Here is a 17,121-nt window from a genome sequence, read left to right as displayed (position 1 = left end):
GTTGGTATGCATCGACGCACGATCCTGGCCGGCGCCGCCGCGGCGGCTGCCCTGCCACGCTTTGCCATTGCACAGCCGGCGGGCAGCCGCGTGCTGCGCATGGTGCCGCAGGCCAATCTCACCAGCATCGACCCGATCTGGACCACCGCGAACATCACGCGGAACCACGGGTTCATGGTCTATGACACGCTCTATGGCATGGACGCCGAGTTCAACGTCCAGCCGCAGATGGCGGCTGGCCATGTGGAGGAAGAGGGGGGGCGGAGCGTCACCATCACCCTCCGCGACGAGCTCCGCTTCCATGATGGCGAGCCGGTGCGTGCGGCGGACTGCGTCGCCAGCATCGCCCGCTGGATGAAGCGCAACCCCACCGGCCAGAAGCTTGAGAGCGTGGTCGAGTCGCTGGAGGTGGTGGACGACAAGCGGCTGCGCTTCAAGCTGCGCCGGCCATTCCCGATGCTGGTGCGCGGCCTCGCCAGCCCGACCAACCCGGTCTGCTTCATGATGCCGGAGCGGGTGGCGAAGACCGACCCCTTCCAGCAGTTCCGCGACCCGACCGGCAGCGGCCCCTTCCGCTTCAAGCAGGACGAGTTCAACAGCGGTAGCCTCGTGGTCTATGAGCGCAACCCGCATTACGTCCCGGTCTCCTCCGGCCAGCCGAGCCTCACGGCCGGGCCGAAGATCGTCCATTTCGACCGGGTGGAGTGGCACATCATCACCGATGCCGCGACCTCCGCCGCGGCGCTGCAGCAGGGCGAGATCGACTGGTTCGAGCAGCCGCCGCCCGAGATCCAGCAATTGCTGCGCCGGAACCGCCAGGTCTCGATCGAGCCGATCGACCCGCTGCCGCTGAGCGGCATCCTGCGCTTCAACCACCTGCATCCGCCCTTCAACGACAAGAAGATGCGGCAGGCGCTGCTCCCGGCGGTGGACCAGGCCGACTACATGGCCGCGATCGTCGGCGCGGATGCGGCCATGTACCGCACCGGGGTTGGCTTCTTCACCCCCGGCACGCCGATGGCGAGCGATGCCGCGCTCGGCCCGCTGACCGGCCCGCGCAGCATCGACCGCGCCAAGGCCCTGCTGAGGGAGGCCGGCTACACCAACCAGCCCATGCGCCTGATCGGCCCGACCGACATCCTGGCCCCATCCGCGATGACGCAGGTGGCCGCCGACATGTTCCGCCGCCTTGGCATGAATGCGGATGTCGCGCTGACGGATTGGGGCACGGTGGTGCAGCGGCGGACGAGCCGCGAACCGCTGGAGCGTGGCGGCTGGAGCACGCTGCTCACCTCCTTTTCCTCCTTCGAGTTCCTCGACCCGGCGGGCCACACGCCGCTGCGCGGCAATGGCACCGCCGCCTGGCCCGGCTGGCCGACCATCCCGAGGCTGGAGGAACTGCGCGACGCCTGGTTCGATGCGCCGAACACCGCGGCGCAGCAGGCGATCTGCCGGGAGATCCAGACCGTGGCGATGGATGAGCTGCCCTATATCCCGGTCGGCGCCTATCTCTCGATGACGGCGCTGCGGCGGAACCTGACGGGGCGGGTACCGGGCTTTGCCATCTATTGGGGGCTCCGGCGCACATGATCGGACGGCGGGGGGCACTGGCGGCGGGAGGCGCGCTGCTGGCGGCCCCCGCCCTGTCCCAGGCGCAGTCGCGGGTGCTGCGCTTCGTGCCGCAGGCGGATCTCGGCGGGCTGGACCCGATCGCGATCTCTTCCAACGTCATCCGCAACCATGGCTACATGGTCTATGACACGCTCTACGGCGTGGACCATGCCTTCCGGCCGCATCCGCAGATGGCAGCCGGCCATGTGGTCGAGGATGACGGCCGCACCGTCATCATCACCCTGCGGGGCGGGCTGACGTTTCACGATGGCGAACCGGTCCGTGCCGAGGACTGTGTCGTCTCGCTCCGCCGCTGGATGCGCCGCAGCCCGATGGGACAGGCGCTGGCCGCGCGGACCGAGGAACTGGCGGCACTCGATGACAGGCGCTTCCGCTTCCGGCTGACATCGCGCTTTCCGCTGCTGATCGACGCCTTGGCGGTGCCGTCCAACCCGCAGCCTTTCATCATGCCGGCGCGGATCGCGCAGGCCGATCCCTTCCAGCAGATCCGGGACCCGACTGGCAGCGGGCCCTTTCGCTTTGTGGCGAGCGAGTTTCGCCAGGGCAGCCGCGCGGTCTGGGAACGCAATCCGGATTATGTCCCGACGCCCGCCGGCGGCAACGGCCTGACCGCCGGGCCGAAACTCGTCCATTTCGACCGGATCGAATGGTCCATCATTCCCGATGCCGGCACCGCCGCCGCGGCGCTGATGGCGGGGGAGGTGGACTGGTTCGAGCAGATGGGGCCGGAGGTGCAGCAACTCCTCGGCCGCAACCGGAACCTGCTGCTGGAGCCCATCGACCCGCTGCCGCTGCCCGGGCAGTTCCGCTTCAACCACCGCCAGCCGCCTTTCGACAACCCCGCCATCCGCCGTGCCTTCCTCCACTGCATCAGCCAGGAGGATTTCATGACGGCGATCGTCGGCCCCGACCCGGCGAAATACGAGAAAGGTGTCGGCTTCTTCACCCCCGGCAGCCCCTTCGCCAATGACGAGGGCCTGGCTCCGCTGCAAGGCCCGCGCAGCATCGAACGGGCGAAGCGGGCGCTGAGGGAGGCCGGCTACAAGGGCGAGCCGATCCGGCTGCTCGGCACCACCGATATCGTCTCAACCACCGCTCAGGCACAGGTCGCGGCCGACCTGCTGCGGCGGCTGGAGGTGAACCTGGATGTGGTGCTCACGGATTGGGGCACCGTCGCGCAGCGCCGGATGAACCGCGGCCCGCTCGACCAGGGCGGCTGGTCCATCGCCTGCTTCGCCACATCCGGGATGGATTTCATCAACCCGATCACGCATCTCCAACTCCGCTCGGATGGTGCCAATGCCGCGCCCGGCTGGCCGGACCTGCCGGAGGTCGAGCGGCTGCGGGCCGAATGGCTGGAGGCGCCGGATCTCGCCGCGCAGCAGGCCATCGCCCGGCGGATCCAGGCGGCAGCGATGGAGGGCCTGCCCTATATCCCGACCGGCGCCTACTACTCCATCACCGCGCATCATCGGAACCTCGTGGACCGTGTGAAAGGGTTCGCGATCTTCTGGGGCATCCGGAGAATCTGACGCATGCATCGCCGCACCTTGCTCCAAGCCTCGCTCGCCGCCGGACTGCCGGTACCGGCGCTCGCCCAAGGATCCGCCGCGCGCGCCCTGCGCGTCATCCCGCAGGCCAACCTCACCAGCCTCGACCCGGTCTGGACCACGGCGGTGGTCACGCGGAATCACGCCTTCATGGTCTATGACCAGCTCTGCGCTCAGGATGCGCAGGGCGAGATCCGGCCGCAGATGGTCGAGGGCTGGGTGGAGGAGCAGGACGGCCTCGCCTTGACCTTCACCCTGCGGGACGGGCTGCGCTTCCATGACGGGGAGCGGGTGCTGGCCAGGGACTGCGTCGCCAGCATCCGCCGCTGGGCGCGGCGCGACCCCTTCGCCCAGGTTCTGTGGCCCGCGGTGGCGGAGGTGGAGGCGCTCGACGACAAGCGTTTCCGCTTCCGCCTGCATAAGCGGCTGCCGCTGCTGCTGATGGCGCTGGGGCAGACGCAATTCCCCTGCTTCGTCATGCCGGAGCGCATCGCGAGCACGGATGCCTTCCAGCAGATCCGGGAGGCGGTGGGCAGCGGTCCCTTCCGCTTCCTGCCCAATGAGTGGAATCCCGGCCAGCGTGCGGTCTGGGCGAAATTCGACCAGTATGTGCCGCGGCAGGAGGCGGTGGATGGGCTGGCCGGCGGGCGCGTGCCGCGGCTCGACCGGGTGGAGTGGACCATCATCTCGGATCCCGCCACGGCGGCGAATGCCATGGTGACGGGCGAGCAGGATTACTGGGAATACCCGCTGCACGACCTGCTGCCGCTGCTGCGGCGGAACCGGGATGTGGTGGTGGAGCAGCGCCTGCTGGATGGCACCTACGGCATCTGCCGCTTCAACCACCTGCAGCCGCCCTTCAACAACCCCGGCATCCGCCGGGCCGTCGCGATGGCAGTGGATCAGCGCGACTACATGCGCGCGGTGGCGGGCAATGAGAAGGATGGCTGGGAGGCCTGCGAGGGCATCTTTACCTGCGGCACCCCGCTTGCCAATGAAGTGGGCAGCGACGTGCTGAAGGTGCGCAATATCGACCGCGCCCGCGCCGCGCTGAAGGAGGCCGGCTATGCCGGCGAGAAGGTGGTGCTGGTCGCGCCCGGCGATTATCCGCAGATCAACGCCCTCTCGCTCGTCACCGCCGATCTGCTGACCCGCATGGGGATGAATCTCGAGCTTGTCTCGACCGATTGGGGCACCTTAGTTCAGCGGCGCGTCAGCAAGGAGCCGGTGGAGCGTGGCGGCTGGAGCATGATCCACACCACCTCCTCCGGCCAGTCGCTGGCGCTGCCTGTTTTCCACCTCTTCCTGCGCTCCAATGGCGATTCGGCCTGGTTTGGCTGGCCGAACGACCCCGAGATCGAGCGGCTGCGCGCCGCCTGGCTGGAATCGCCTGACCTCGCCGCGCAGAAGCGCGTGGCGGAGCAGTTGAACCGTCGCGCCATGGAGGTGCTGCCCTATATCCCGCTCGGCTTCTACTGGCAGCCTTCGGCCTGGCGGCGCAATGTGACGGGTGCCTTCCGCGCCCCTGCGACGGTGTTCTGGAACATGGCCAAGGCATGACGCGGCGGTTGCATCGCCGCCCTGGCCGGGGCTAGGGAGCCGCCGCGCCGCGGTCAGGACCGGCGGCGCTGCCGGAGAGAAGAACGATGCGTCGCCGCACCCTGCTGCAAGCCGCCCCCGCCATGCTCGCTGCGCCGCGCCTGGTCTCGGCGCAGAGCAGCGCGCGCACCCTGCGCTTCGTGCCGCAGGGTAACCTGGCGAATATCGACCCGGTCTGGACCACCACCGTCATCGCCCGGAACCACGGGCTGATGGTCTATGATACGCTCTTCGGCCTGGGCCGCGACTTCAGGCCGAAGCCCCAGATGGCGGCCGGCCACGAGGTCTCGGAGGACGGGCTGACGCATCGCATCACCCTGCGCCCGGACCTTCGCTTCCATGACGGCGAGAAGGTGACGGCCCGGGACTGCATCGCCTCCATCGCGCGGTGGTCGAAGCGCGACGTTCTGGGCCAGCGGCTGAACCTGCTGCTGGAGGAGATGCGTGCCACCGCGGATGACCGCTTCGAGATCATCCTGAAGAAGCCCTGGCCGGGCCTTGCCTGGGCACTCGGCAAACCGTCCGCCAATATCTGCGCCATCATGCCGGAGCGGGTGGCGAAGACCGACCCGTTCCAGCAGATCACGGACTACACCGGCTCCGGCCCCTTCCGCTTCCGCGCCGAGCAATGGGTGCCCGGCAGCCTGGCGGCCTACGAGCGCAGCAGCGCCTATGTGCCCCGTGACGAGCCGGCGGATTTCCTCGCCGGCGGCAAGCAGGTGCATTTCGACCGGGTCGAGTGGCGCATCATGCCGGATCCGGCGACCGCCGCGGCGGCGCTCCAGAACAACGAGATCGATTGGTGGGAGACGCCACTGGCCGATCTTCTGCCCCTGCTGCGTCGCAACCGCGACATCGCGGTGGAGGTGGTGAACACCGCCGGTGCGCTCGGCGTGTTGCGCTTCAACCACCTGCACCCCCCCTTCGACAAGCCTGAGATCCGCCGCGCGCTCCTGCCCGCGCTCGACCAGACAAGCTTCATGCAGGCCGCGCTCGGGGAGGATGCGGCGCTGTGGCAGGTGCCGGCCGGTGCCTTCACGCCGGGCACGCCGCTGGCGAATGAGGCGGGGCTGGAGGCACTGACGGCGCCGCGCGACCTGGAAGCGGCGAAGCGCGCGCTGCGCGCCGCCGGCTATGACGGCCGCAAGGTCGTGCTGCTGGTGCCCACCGATTTCCCGACCCTCAACGGGCTCTCGGAGGTGGCGGCCGACCTGCTGCGGAAAATCGGCTTCAATGTCGACGCGCAGACGATGGATTGGGGCACGCTGGTGCAGCGCCGCGCCAAGCGCGAATCGCCGGAACAGGGCGGCTGGAGCCTCTTCTGCACGACCTGGGAGGGTCTGGACGTGTCCGTCCCCGGCAGTCACCAGCCGCTGCGCGGCAACGGGACGGAAGGCTGGTTCGGCTGGTCCACCAGCCCCCGGCGTGAGGCGCTGCGCGAGGCTTGGTTCTCCGCGCCCGACCAGGCGGCGGAGAAGAAGATCGCCGAGGACCTGCAGAAGCTGGCCTGGGAGGAAGTGCCGTTCATCCCGCTCGGCCTGTTGCGCCCGCCCATGGCCTATCGCCGCAGCCTGACCAACATCGTCACCGGCGGGCCGGCGCTGTTCTGGAACGTCCGCCGGGGCTGAGGGTGCCCCCGCTCGTGCTGCCGGCCGCACGGGTTCTGGATGAAGGGGAAGGGGCCCCATCACGGCCGTGGTGCCCCGGACAGGCGGGCCCGGATCGGGGCTGACGACCACCGCCGCCCCGGGCGCCCAGCCCAGATGAGGTGCCCTTGGCCGCGCTGTGGTGGGACACGCAGCATCGGTTGGCACGCGGCATGCAAGCCGCTCCGATCAGAACGGGCCAGCCAACCGCCCGGCGGCGGGCCCCTGTCCAAGGGTGCTGGCGCGCTGCCCAAGGCTGAGGCAGGCTGGCACGAAACCGGGCGCGCCGGGTGCGCCCGAACCCAAAGCTGGGAGACAAGACGAATGGATCGCAGGACCTTCCTGAAGGCCGGCACGGCTGCCGGTGGCGCCGCGCTGCTGGGCGGGCTGCCGGGGCCGGCCCTGTCGCAGGGGGCGGCGGCACGTACGCTGCGCTTCGTGCCGCAGGCGAATCTGGCGAATTTCGACCCGATCTGGGGCACGCAGTACGTTGTCCGCAATGCCGCGGCGCTGGTCTGGGACACGCTCTATGGCGTGGACGAGAATCTGCGGCCGCAGCGGCAGATGGTGGAGGGCGAGGAGGTCTCGGCGGACGGCCTGACCTGGACGTTCCGCCTCCGCGAGGGGCTGAAATTCCACGATGGCGAGCCCGTGCTGGCCAAGGATGTCGTCGCCAGCCTGACGCGCTGGTCCGCGCGCGACCCGATGGGGCTGATGATCAAGGCAATCCAGCAGGAACTGGTCGCGGTTGACGACCGGACCTTTCGCTGGGTGCTGAAGAAGCCCTATCCCAAGATGCTGCTGGCGCTGGGCAAGAACAACAGCCCCTGCAGCTTCATCATGCCGGAGCGGATCGCAAAGACCGACCCCTTCACCCAGATCACGGAATATGTCGGCAGCGGCCCTATGCGCTTCCTGCGCAACGAATGGGTGCCGGGCGCGAAGGCGGTGTTTCAGAAATTCGACCAGTACGTGCCGCGCCAGGAAGCGGCCAGCTGGCTCGCCGGCGGCAAGCGCATGCTGGTGGACCGTATCGAATGGGTGGTGATGCCGGATCCGGCTACCGCTTCCGCCGCGCTGCAAAACGGCGAGGTGGACTGGTGGGAGAACCCGCTCAGCGACCTAGTGCCGACCCTGCGCCGCAACCGGAACATCCGCGTCGACATCGCCGACCCGCTCGGCAACATCGGCAGCTTCCGGATGAACCACCTGACCCCTCCCTTCAACAATGTGAAGGCGCGGCGCGCGGTGCTCATGGCGATGAGCCAGGAGGATTACATGCGCGCCCTGGTGGGCGACGACAACAATCTCTGGAAGCCGCTGCCCGGCTTCTTCACGCCCGGCACGCCCCTTTATAATGAGGAAGGCGGCGATATTCTGAAAGGGCGCCGGGATCTCGACGCGGCGAAGCGGCTGCTGGCCGAAAGCGGGTACAAGGGCGAGCCGGTGCCCTGCATCGTCGCGCAGGACCAGCCGATCACCAAGTCGCAGGGCGACGTGACGGCCGACCTGCTCAAGCGGCTGGGCCTGAATGTGGACTTCGTGGCGACGGACTGGGGTACGGTCGGCCAGCGCCGCGCCATGAAGAACCCGGTCGGGCAGGGCGGCTGGAGCATGTTCCACTCCTGGCATGCGGGCGCGGATTGCACCAACCCGGCGGCCTACACCGCCATTCGCGCCAATGGCGCCGGCGCCTGGTTCGGCTGGCCGGACATCCCCGAGGTCGAGGCCGAGGTCGCATCCTGGTTCGAGGCGAAGACCCTCGAGGAGGAGAAGGCGGCGATGCGGCGCCTGAACAAGGCCGCGCTCGACAACGTCGTCTATGCGCCAACGGGCTTCTTCCTCAGCTACCAGGCCTGGCGGTCCAATGTGTCGGGCATCCAGAAGGGGCCGCTGCCCTTCTTCTGGGGAGTCTCGAAGTCCTGATGAGCGGGATCTAGCGCGATGTTCGCCTATGTCGTCAGGCGCGTGCTGGCCACCATTCCGGTGATGGCCCTGGTCGCCTTGTTTGTCTTCAGTCTTCTCTACATCGCCCCCGGCGACCCGGCGGCAGTGATCGCCGGCGATCAGGCGACGCCACAGGATGTCGAGCGCATCCGGGCCTCGCTGGGCCTGGACCGTCCCTATCTGGTGCGCTTCGGCGCCTGGGTCTGGGGCATCCTGAATGGCGACATGGGGACGTCGATCTTCACCAACCTGCCGGTCACGACCATGATCGCGCAGCGGATCGAGCCGACGCTGTCCCTGATGGTGCTGACCCTCATTCTCGCCGTCAGCATCGCCGTCCCGATGGGCGTGCTGGCAGCCTGGAAGCAGGGCACGCTGATCGACCGCGCGGTGATGGGCTTCGCGGTGCTCGGCTTCTCGGTGCCGGTCTTCGTCGTCGGCTACCTGCTGGCCTATGTCTTTGCGCTGGAACTCGACTGGCTGCCGGTGCAGGGCTACACCGCCTTCAGCAACGGCTTCTTTCCTTGGCTGGAGAATCTGATCCTGCCCTCGGTCGCGCTGGGCGGGGTCTATATCGCGCTGATCGCCCGCATCACGCGGGCGACCATGCTGGAGGTGCTGCAGCAGGACTACATCCGCACCGCGCGCGCCAAGGGCGCGGGGCAGAGCAGCATCCTGTTCCTGCATGCCCTCAAGAACGCCGCCGTGCCGATCGTGACCGTCATCGGCATCGGCATCGCGCTGCTGATCGGCGGCGCGGTGGTGACGGAAAGCGTCTTCGCCATCCCCGGCCTCGGCCGGCTGACGGTGGATGCCATCCTCCGGCGCGACTATCCGGTGATCCAGGGCGTCGTGCTGCTGTTCAGCTTCGTCTACGTGCTGGTGAACCTGCTGATCGATCTGGCCTATACCCTCTTCGACCCGAGGATCCGGTACTGATGGCTTCCGCGACCGTCCTCTCACCCGCCCAGGCTGCGCCGCCCCCAGGCGTCGCGGCCGCCGCCCCGATGCCGGACGTCCTGCCGCCGGTGAAGCCGAAGAAGGGCTTCATCGGCTTCATCCGGCGCAACCCGACCATGGCGATCGGCGGCTTCCTGCTGCTGCTGATGGTGCTGGTCGCCATCTTCGCGCCGCTGCTTTGGACCACGGACCCGACGGCGCTGGCGCCGGCGCGGCGCACGCGCGAGCCCTCGGCCATGTACTGGTTCGGCACCGACATGCTGGGCCGCGATGTCTATTCCCGCGTGCTCTACGGCGCACGGGTCTCGCTCATCGTCGGCTTCTCGGTGGCGATCCTGTCCTCGATCATCGGCCTGACCATCGGCATGATCTCGGGCTATATCCGGCTCGCCGACAGCATCATCATGCGGATCATGGACGGCTTGATGTCCATCCCCCCGATCCTGCTGGCGATCGCGCTGATGGCGCTGACCCGCGGCTCGGTCCAGAACGTCATCATCGCCATCACCATCGCGGAGATCCCGCGCGTCTCGCGCCTCGTGCGCGGCGTGGTGCTCTCGCTGCGCGAGCAGCCCTATGTGGAGGCGGCGGTGGCGGCGGGCACGCGGACGCCCATGATCATCTGGCGGCACATCCTGCCGAACACCCTCGCACCGATCACGGTGCAGGCGACCTATATCTGCGCCGCCGCGATGATCACGGAGGCCATTCTCTCCTTCATCGGCGCGGGCACGCCGCCCATCATCCCGTCCTGGGGGAACATTATGGCGGAGGGGCGCGCGCTCTGGCAGGTGAAGCCCTATATCGTCTTTTTCCCGGCCGTCTTCCTTTCCATCACGGTGCTTGCGGTGAACCTGCTCGGCGACGGCCTGCGCGATGCGCTGGATCCGCGCATGGCGAAGAGGCTCTGATTCATGGCGCTGCTCGAAGTCGAGAACCTGCAGACCCATTTCCGCACGCCGGACGGGGTCAATCGCGCCGTGGATGGCGTCTCCTTCCATGTGAATGCCGGCGAGACGGTGGCGATCGTGGGGGAGAGCGGCTGCGGCAAGTCCGTCACCTCCATGTCGATCCTGCGGCTCATCCCGGAGCCGCCGGGCAAGATCGCCGGCGCCATCCGCTTCGAGGGCAGGGACCTGCTGAAGCTCTCGGACCGCGAGATGCGCGACATCCGTGGCAATGAGATCAGCATGATCTTCCAGGAGCCGATGACCTCGCTGAACCCGGTGCTGACCGTGGGGCGGCAGATCGGCGAGACGCTGCGGCTGCACCAGGGTCTCTCCAGGCAGCAAGCGGAGGAAAAGGCGGTGGAGATGCTGACGCTGGTCGGCATCCCGGAACCGCGCCGACGGGTACGGGAGTATCCGCACCAGCTTTCGGGCGGCATGCGGCAGCGCGTGATGATCGCGATCGCGCTCGCCTGCAATCCGAAGTTGCTGATCGCCGATGAGCCGACCACGGCGCTCGACGTCACGATCCAGGCGCAGATCCTGGAGCTGATGCGGGACCTCAAGCATCGCGTCGGCGCGGCCATCGTCCTCATCACTCACGATCTCGGCGTGGTGGCGGAGGTCGCGGAGCGCGTCATCGTCATGTATGCCGGGAAGAAGGTGGAGGAGGCGGCAGTCGGACCGCTCTTCAACAACCCGAAGCACCCCTACACCCAGGGGCTGCTCGGCTCGATGCCGAAGCTCGGCTCCTCCCTGCATGGGGATGAGACCAGGCTGGCGGAGATCCCTGGCCTGGTGCCCAGCCTGAAGGCGAAGATCCCGGGCTGCGTCTTCGCCAGCCGCTGCCCGCACGCCACCGATCTCTGCCGCCAGGTGGCGCCGGCGCTGGAGGAGAAGGCGCCGGGCCATGTCGCGGCCTGTCATTATGCCACCAAGGAAGGGGCGATCGCGGCATGAGCGCGCCGATCCTCGAGGTTTCCGATCTCAAGAAGCACTTTCCGCTGAAGGGCGGCCTGCTCGGCTCGACCACCGGCTATGTCTATGCGGTGGATGGCGTCTCCTTCAGCATCGAAAAGGGAGAGACGCTTTCGCTGGTCGGCGAATCCGGCTGCGGCAAGTCGACCGTCGGCAAGGCCATTCTCCGGCTGTTCGACATCACCGCCGGCCAGGTGGTGCTGGACGGCAAGCGGATCGATGACCTCTCGGCCGGTGCGCTGCGCCCCATGCGCCGGCGCGTGCAGGTAGTGTTCCAGGACCCCTTTTCCTCGCTAAACCCGCGCATGCGGGTGCGGGATATCCTGGCCGAGCCGATCCGGAATTTCGGGCTGGCCAAGGATGGGAAGGACCTGGAGGAGCGGGTCGCCAAGCTGATGGACACAGTGCGCCTCCCGCGCGATGCGGTGAATCGCTGGCCGCATGAATTCAGCGGCGGTCAACGACAGCGGATCGGCATCGCCCGCGCTCTGGCGGCGGAGCCGGACCTGATCGTCTGTGACGAGGCCGTCTCCGCGCTTGACGTCTCGGTCAAGGCGCAGATCGTGAACCTGCTGCAGGACCTGCAGCAGGAACTCGGCCTGGCACTGCTTTTCATCAGCCACGACCTGGCGATCGTCGAGCACATGACGCATCGGGTCGCGGTCATGTATCTCGGCAAGATCGTGGAAGTGGCGCCGAAGCGCAGCCTGTTTGCCGCGCCGAAGCATCCCTATACGGAAGCGCTGCTCTCCGCCGTGCCGGTGCCGAGCCCGGGCGCGGCGCGGCAGCGCATCATCCTGAAGGGCGATGTGCCGAGCCCGATCAACCCGCCGAAGGGTTGCCGCTTCCACACCCGCTGCCCCTATGCCTTCGACCGGTGCCGGGTGGAGGAGCCAAAGCTCAACCATGTAGCGACGGCGCTTGATGCCGGGCATGTCGCGGCCTGCCACCTGCACGATCGGCCGGATGCGGAGAACCCGCTGGCGGTGGCCAAGGGAGCGGCGCTGGTCGCGGCCTGAGGCGGGTGGTGGACCAGAGCACCGTCCCGCCCCACGGCGCGTCGCGTCGCGGGGCGCCCGGGAGGGGCCTGGCGCTCTGAGTCGGCCCGCCGTGACAGAGGGAAGGGGGCCTGCATGGCCGGGCCGGTGATGCTGGAGGTGCGGGAGCGCCGCGGACCCTTCGGGCGCGCGGTCAAATGGAGCTTCCTGATCTTTCAACTGGTCATGCTGCTTGGCAGCCTTGGAACCTGCGCCGTGGTCGGCCCCTTCCTCTCGGGGTCGGACCCGGAGGTGGTGATGGGGGCCGGCATGTTCGGCGCCATGACACTGGCCGCCATCTGGACGATCTGGCCGCTCGGCACCCTGGTGCTTGGCGTCTTGGTCCTGCTCACCCGCGGCCGGAAGCGGCTGATCCCGGCTCCGCCCGAGCCGGGCCGCGGGAGCGTGCCGCCGACCGGCGGACAGAGTTGAGCACCGAACCCTTTCGACAAAGAGTGGATGCGGCAGTGCTTGACGGAAGCCGGGGGCAAGGCGACCTTTGTGCTGATACGCGGCCGTCCGGCCGCCGCTTTTCGGGGGAGACGCGGAATGCCGCAAGTCACGCTGACCGTGAACGGGACAAGCCATACGGTTGAAGTCGAGGGCCGGACGCTCCTGGTCGAGCTCCTCCGAGAGAACCTGCGCCTGACCGGGACCCATATCGGCTGCGACACCAGCCAGTGCGGCGCCTGCGTGGTGCATGTGAATGGCGACAGCGTGAAATCCTGCACCATGCTGGCCCTGCAGGCCGATGGCGCGGAGGTGACGACAATCGAGGGGCTGGCGAAGCCCGATGGCACGCTGCACCCGATGCAGGAAGCCTTCCGTGAGTACCACGCGCTGCAATGCGGCTTCTGCACGCCGGGCATGGTGATGTCCGCCATCGATCTGGTGCAGAAGCACCCGCAGGGTCTCTCCGAGAAGGAGATCCGCGAGGGGCTGGAAGGCAATCTCTGCCGCTGCACCGGCTACCACAATATCGTCAAGGCGATCGCCGCGGCGCAGGAGGTGATGCACGGCCGCCGCGCCGAGCTGGCGCCCGCCGCAGAGTAAGCCGCGTCGGGCGTGCCCCGGTGCGCCCAGCCTGGCTGCGAATGAATAAAGGGAGTGCCCGGGGCCGTGCGGTCAGGCCGCCCCGGCAGGGTGCCCCGCTGCCTGGGAGGCGTTGCAATGAATGTGGTGACACCCTTCGAGGGCATCGGCGCGAGCGTGAAGCGCAAGGAGGATCTGCGCTTCCTCTCCGGCCGGGGTCAGTACACGGACGATATCAACCGTCCCCGCCAGACCTACGCTTATATTCTCCGCTCCCCGCATGCGCATGCCGCAATCAGGGGGATCGATCTTGCCGCCGCCAGGGCCATGCCGGGCGTCGTCGCGATCTTCACCGGTGAGGACATGAAGGGGATCGGCGGCCTGCCCTGCGGCTGGCAGATCCACAACAAGGATGGCTCGCCCATGGCGGAGCCGCCGCATCCGGTGCTGGCCCAGGGCAAGGTTCGGCATGTCGGCGATTCGGTCGCCGTGGTGATTGCCGAGACCAAGGCCCAGGCGCGCGACGCGGCCGAGGCGATCCTCGTTGATTACGACGTTCTGCCCGCCGCGGCGACGATGGAAGCCGCGCTCGCCACCGGCGCGCCGCAGGTGCATGACGGCGTCGCCGGCAATATCTGCTACGATTGGCATATCGGCGACCCGGCGGTGAATGCCGCAGCCTTCCAGAGCGCCCACAAGGTGGTCGAATTCGAGCTGGTGAACAACCGGCTGATTCCGAACGCCATGGAGCCGCGTGCTGCGGTCGGCGATTACGACCCGACGACCGGCGACTACACGCTCTATACCACCAGCCAGAACCCGCATGTCATCCGGCTGCTGATGGGCGCCTTCGTCCTGCAACTGCCGGAACACAAGCTGCGCGTCGTCGCCCCCGATGTCGGCGGCGGCTTCGGCAGCAAGATCTTCCATTATGCCGAGGAGGCGATCGTCACCTGGGCCGCGGGCAAGATCGCGCGGCCGGTCAAGTGGACCGCCGACCGGACCGAAAGCTTCATCACCGACGCGCATGGCCGCGACCACGTGACCAAGGCGCGGCTGGCCCTGGATGCGAACGGCAAGTTCCTGGCGCTGCATGTCCAGACGCTGGCGAATATGGGCGCCTACCTCTCCACCTTCGCCACCAGCGTGCCAACCTATCTCTACGCCACGCTGCTGGCCGGGGTGTACACCACACCGACCGTCTATGCGGAGGTGAAAGCGGTCTTCACCAACACCACGCCGGTTGATGCCTATCGTGGCGCCGGGAGGCCGGAGGCGACCTTCCTGCTCGAACGGCTGGTGGATGTCGCGGCGCGCGAGATGGGCATGGATCGCGTCGAGATCCGCCGGCGCAACTTCATCCCGAACGACGCCTTCCCCTACCAGACGCCGGTTGCGTTGCAGTATGACAGCGGAGACTATGTCGCAACGCTGGAACAGGCGCTGGAGAGCTCCGGCTGGGCCAGCTTCGAGCAGCGGCGGGCGGAGGCCAAGGCGCGCGGCAAGCTGCGCGGCATCGGCATCTCCACCTATCTGGAGGCCTGCGGCATCGCGCCTTCTGCCGTGGTCGGCGCACTCGGTGCCCGGGCCGGCCTCTACGAGGTGGGCACCATCCGAGTCCACCCGACCGGCAGCGTCACGGTGTTGACCGGAACGCACAGCCATGGCCAGGGGCATGAGACGACGCTGGCGCAACTGGTCACGGACCGGCTCGGCGTGCCGCTGGCGCAGGTGGACATCGTCCATGGCGACACGGCGAAGATTCCCTTCGGCATGGGCACCTATGGCTCCCGCAGCCTGGCGGTCGGCGGCAGCGCCATGGTCAAGGCCATGGACAAGATCGTCGCCAAGGCGCGCAAGATCGCTGCCCATCTGATGGAGGCCTCGGTCGAGGATGTCGAGTTCGACCGTGGCACCTTCCGCGTAGCCGGCACCGACAAGACCAAGAGTTGGGGCGAGATCTGCCTGACTGCCTATGTCCCGCACAACTACCCGATCGAGGAGATCGAGCCGGGCCTGGACGAGACCGCCTTCTACGACCCGAAGAACTTCACCTATCCCGGCGGCTGCCATATCTGCGAGGTCGAAATCGACCCCGAGACGGGCAAGGTCGATGTGGTGAACTTCACCGCGGTGGACGATGTCGGGCGCGTCATCAATCCGATGATCGTCGAGGGGCAGGTGCAGGGCGGCGTCGCCCAGGGCATCGGCCAGGCGCTGCTGGAAACGGCCGTCTATGACGAGGCCGGCCAGCTGCTCTCCGCCAGCTTCATGGACTACCAGATGCCGCGGGCGGAGGACCTGCCGCCGGTCAGCGTCGCCACCCACACCACCCTCTGCACCCACAACCCGCTCGGCGTGAAGGGCTGCGGGGAGGTGGGCGCCATCGGTTCGCCACCCGCCGTCATCAATGCGGTGGTCGATGCGCTGCAGGATTACGGCGTCCGGCACATTGAGATGCCGGCGACGCCCGCCAAGATCTGGAACATCATCAACGCCGGCCATAAGCTGGCGGCCGAATAGGGGAGAGGCTCGCCATGTATGATTTCGCCTATCACAAGCCGACCTCGGTTGCGGATGCGGTCAAGATCCTGTCCGCGGACCCGGATGCGCGGCCGATCTCCGGCGGCCAGACCCTGCTGCCGGCGCTGAAGCACCGCCTGAACAAGCCGACCGCCGTGGTCGATCTCTCCGGGATCGCGGAACTGAAGGGCATTCGGCGCGACGGTGACAAACTGATCATCGGCGCACTGGCCAAGCACCATGAGGTGGCGGAGAACGCCGAGGTGAAGGCCGCCATCCCGGCGCTCGCGCAGATGGCCGGCACCATCGGCGACACCCAGGTGCGCAACCGTGGCACCATCGGCGGAAGCGTCTCCAACAACGACCCGGCGGCGGACTACCCGGCGGCGGTACTCGGCCTGGGCGCGACGGTGGTCACCGACAAGCGCCGGATCGCGGCGGACGACTTCTTCCAGGGCATGTTCACCACGGCGCTGGAACCGGGCGAGCTGCTGGTGGCGATCGAGTTCCCGATCCCGGAGAAGGCCGGCTATGCCAAAATGCGCAACCCGGCGAGCCGCTACGTGATGGCTGGCGCCTTCGTCGCCAAGACCAAGTCCGGCGTGCGCGTCGCGATCAACGGCGCGGGCCCCTGCGTCTTCCGGCAGGCCGATATGGAGAAGGCGCTGACCGCCAATTGGTCCCCCGATGCGGTGGCCGGCATCCAGCAGTCGGCTGATGGGCTGAACGGCGACATCCATGGCAGCGCCGAGTACCGCGCGCACCTCGTCACGGTGATGGCGAAGCGCGCCCTCGCCAACGCCGGGTGAAGCTGCTGCCAGCGCCGGCCCGGGCGGCTGGCGCTGGCCTCACCCCGGATGCCGGCTCACCATGCGGGCACCAGCCAGATGCTGCGCCGGCTGCCCTTTCCCGCGACCATCCTGGTCGGGGAGGGGAATTTCGGCCCTTCCAAGGAATGAGCCGGCCGCCGCTTATCCCGGCGAAGCAAATCGGGTCTTGGGGGGGCTGGCGGCGCGGGTCAGGCGGTGCTATCCCGCCTTCCGTCGGAGCGTAGCGCAGCCTGGTAGCGCATCAGTCTGGGGGACTGGGGGTCGTGGGTTCAAATCCCGCCGCTCCGACCATTTCCTGCCGCAGCCCAGGGGCAGAATGTCAGCGCGAGGCCCGCTGTGCCCCGCGCCACTCCTCCACCAGCCGTCTTTCTTCCGCCAGTTCCCGCTGCAGGTCGCGCAGGATCCGCTCGCGCTCAGCCATACGCCGCTCGACCGATTCG

General features: G+C 68.1%; 13 protein-coding genes and 1 tRNA gene. All 14 read left to right on the top strand.

Annotation, left to right across the window (positions count from 1 at the left end):
* The first annotated feature begins 6 nt into the window (after positions 1–6).
* The 14 genes from LHA35_RS04875 (at position 7) to LHA35_RS04810 (ending at position 16,972) form a co-directional block, all read left to right on the top strand.
* Positions 7–1,590, top strand: coding sequence for an ABC transporter substrate-binding protein (locus LHA35_RS04875; protein WP_226605235.1), 1,584 nt, complete (start codon positions 7–9; stop codon positions 1,588–1,590).
* Positions 1,587–3,164: an ABC transporter substrate-binding protein gene (locus LHA35_RS04870; protein ID WP_226605233.1), complete on the top strand. Its 1,578-nt coding sequence runs from the start codon at positions 1,587–1,589 to the stop codon at positions 3,162–3,164. Before LHA35_RS04875 ends, LHA35_RS04870 begins: the two co-directional genes overlap by 4 nt.
* 3 nt (positions 3,165–3,167) lie before the next feature.
* Positions 3,168–4,742 (top strand): ABC transporter substrate-binding protein, encoded by a 1,575-nt coding sequence (locus LHA35_RS04865; RefSeq protein ID WP_226605231.1) that lies wholly within the window; start codon positions 3,168–3,170, stop codon positions 4,740–4,742.
* 86 nt (positions 4,743–4,828) lie between these two features.
* Entirely contained in the window at positions 4,829–6,409 is a 1,581-nt protein-coding gene (locus tag LHA35_RS04860) for an ABC transporter substrate-binding protein (protein ID WP_226605229.1), read from the top strand.
* A gap of 342 nt (positions 6,410–6,751) precedes the next feature.
* Positions 6,752–8,353, top strand: a complete 1,602-nt coding sequence (locus tag LHA35_RS04855) for an ABC transporter substrate-binding protein (RefSeq protein WP_226605227.1) — start codon at positions 6,752–6,754, stop codon at positions 8,351–8,353.
* 18 nt (positions 8,354–8,371) lie between these two features.
* Positions 8,372–9,313, top strand: a complete 942-nt coding sequence (locus tag LHA35_RS04850) for an ABC transporter permease (RefSeq protein WP_226605225.1) — start codon at positions 8,372–8,374, stop codon at positions 9,311–9,313.
* A complete protein-coding gene (locus LHA35_RS04845; protein WP_338050842.1) occupies positions 9,313–10,245 on the top strand; it encodes an ABC transporter permease in 933 nt (310 codons plus the stop codon). The genes LHA35_RS04850 and LHA35_RS04845 overlap by 1 nt, the downstream gene beginning before the upstream one ends.
* A gap of 3 nt (positions 10,246–10,248) precedes the next feature.
* Positions 10,249–11,241, top strand: coding sequence for an ABC transporter ATP-binding protein (locus LHA35_RS04840; protein WP_226605222.1), 993 nt, complete (start codon positions 10,249–10,251; stop codon positions 11,239–11,241).
* Positions 11,238–12,278, top strand: coding sequence for an ABC transporter ATP-binding protein (locus tag LHA35_RS04835; RefSeq protein WP_226605218.1), 1,041 nt, complete (start codon positions 11,238–11,240; stop codon positions 12,276–12,278). The genes LHA35_RS04840 and LHA35_RS04835 overlap by 4 nt, the downstream gene beginning before the upstream one ends.
* Before the next feature lie 114 nt (positions 12,279–12,392).
* Positions 12,393–12,728 (top strand): hypothetical protein, encoded by a 336-nt coding sequence (locus tag LHA35_RS04830; RefSeq protein ID WP_226605215.1) that lies wholly within the window; start codon positions 12,393–12,395, stop codon positions 12,726–12,728.
* Between the two features lie 117 nt (positions 12,729–12,845).
* Positions 12,846–13,349, top strand: a complete 504-nt coding sequence (locus LHA35_RS04825) for a (2Fe-2S)-binding protein (RefSeq protein ID WP_226605210.1) — start codon at positions 12,846–12,848, stop codon at positions 13,347–13,349.
* A gap of 117 nt (positions 13,350–13,466) precedes the next feature.
* A complete protein-coding gene (locus tag LHA35_RS04820) occupies positions 13,467–15,851 on the top strand; it encodes a xanthine dehydrogenase family protein molybdopterin-binding subunit (protein WP_226605208.1) in 2,385 nt (794 codons plus the stop codon).
* Between the two features lie 14 nt (positions 15,852–15,865).
* Complete coding sequence (locus LHA35_RS04815) at positions 15,866–16,660, top strand: FAD binding domain-containing protein (RefSeq protein WP_226605205.1); 795 nt, start codon at positions 15,866–15,868, stop codon at positions 16,658–16,660.
* A gap of 235 nt (positions 16,661–16,895) precedes the next feature.
* A tRNA-Pro gene (locus LHA35_RS04810) sits at positions 16,896–16,972 on the top strand.
* Positions 16,973–17,121 lie beyond the last annotated feature (149 nt).

Origin of the sequence: Roseicella aerolata (assembly GCF_020523605.1) — a bacterium.
Classification (GTDB): Bacteria; Pseudomonadota; Alphaproteobacteria; order Acetobacterales; family Acetobacteraceae; genus Paracraurococcus; species Paracraurococcus aerolatus.
Note: the sequence above shows the minus strand (reverse complement) of the source record. Positions and strands in the feature narration are given on the sequence as shown.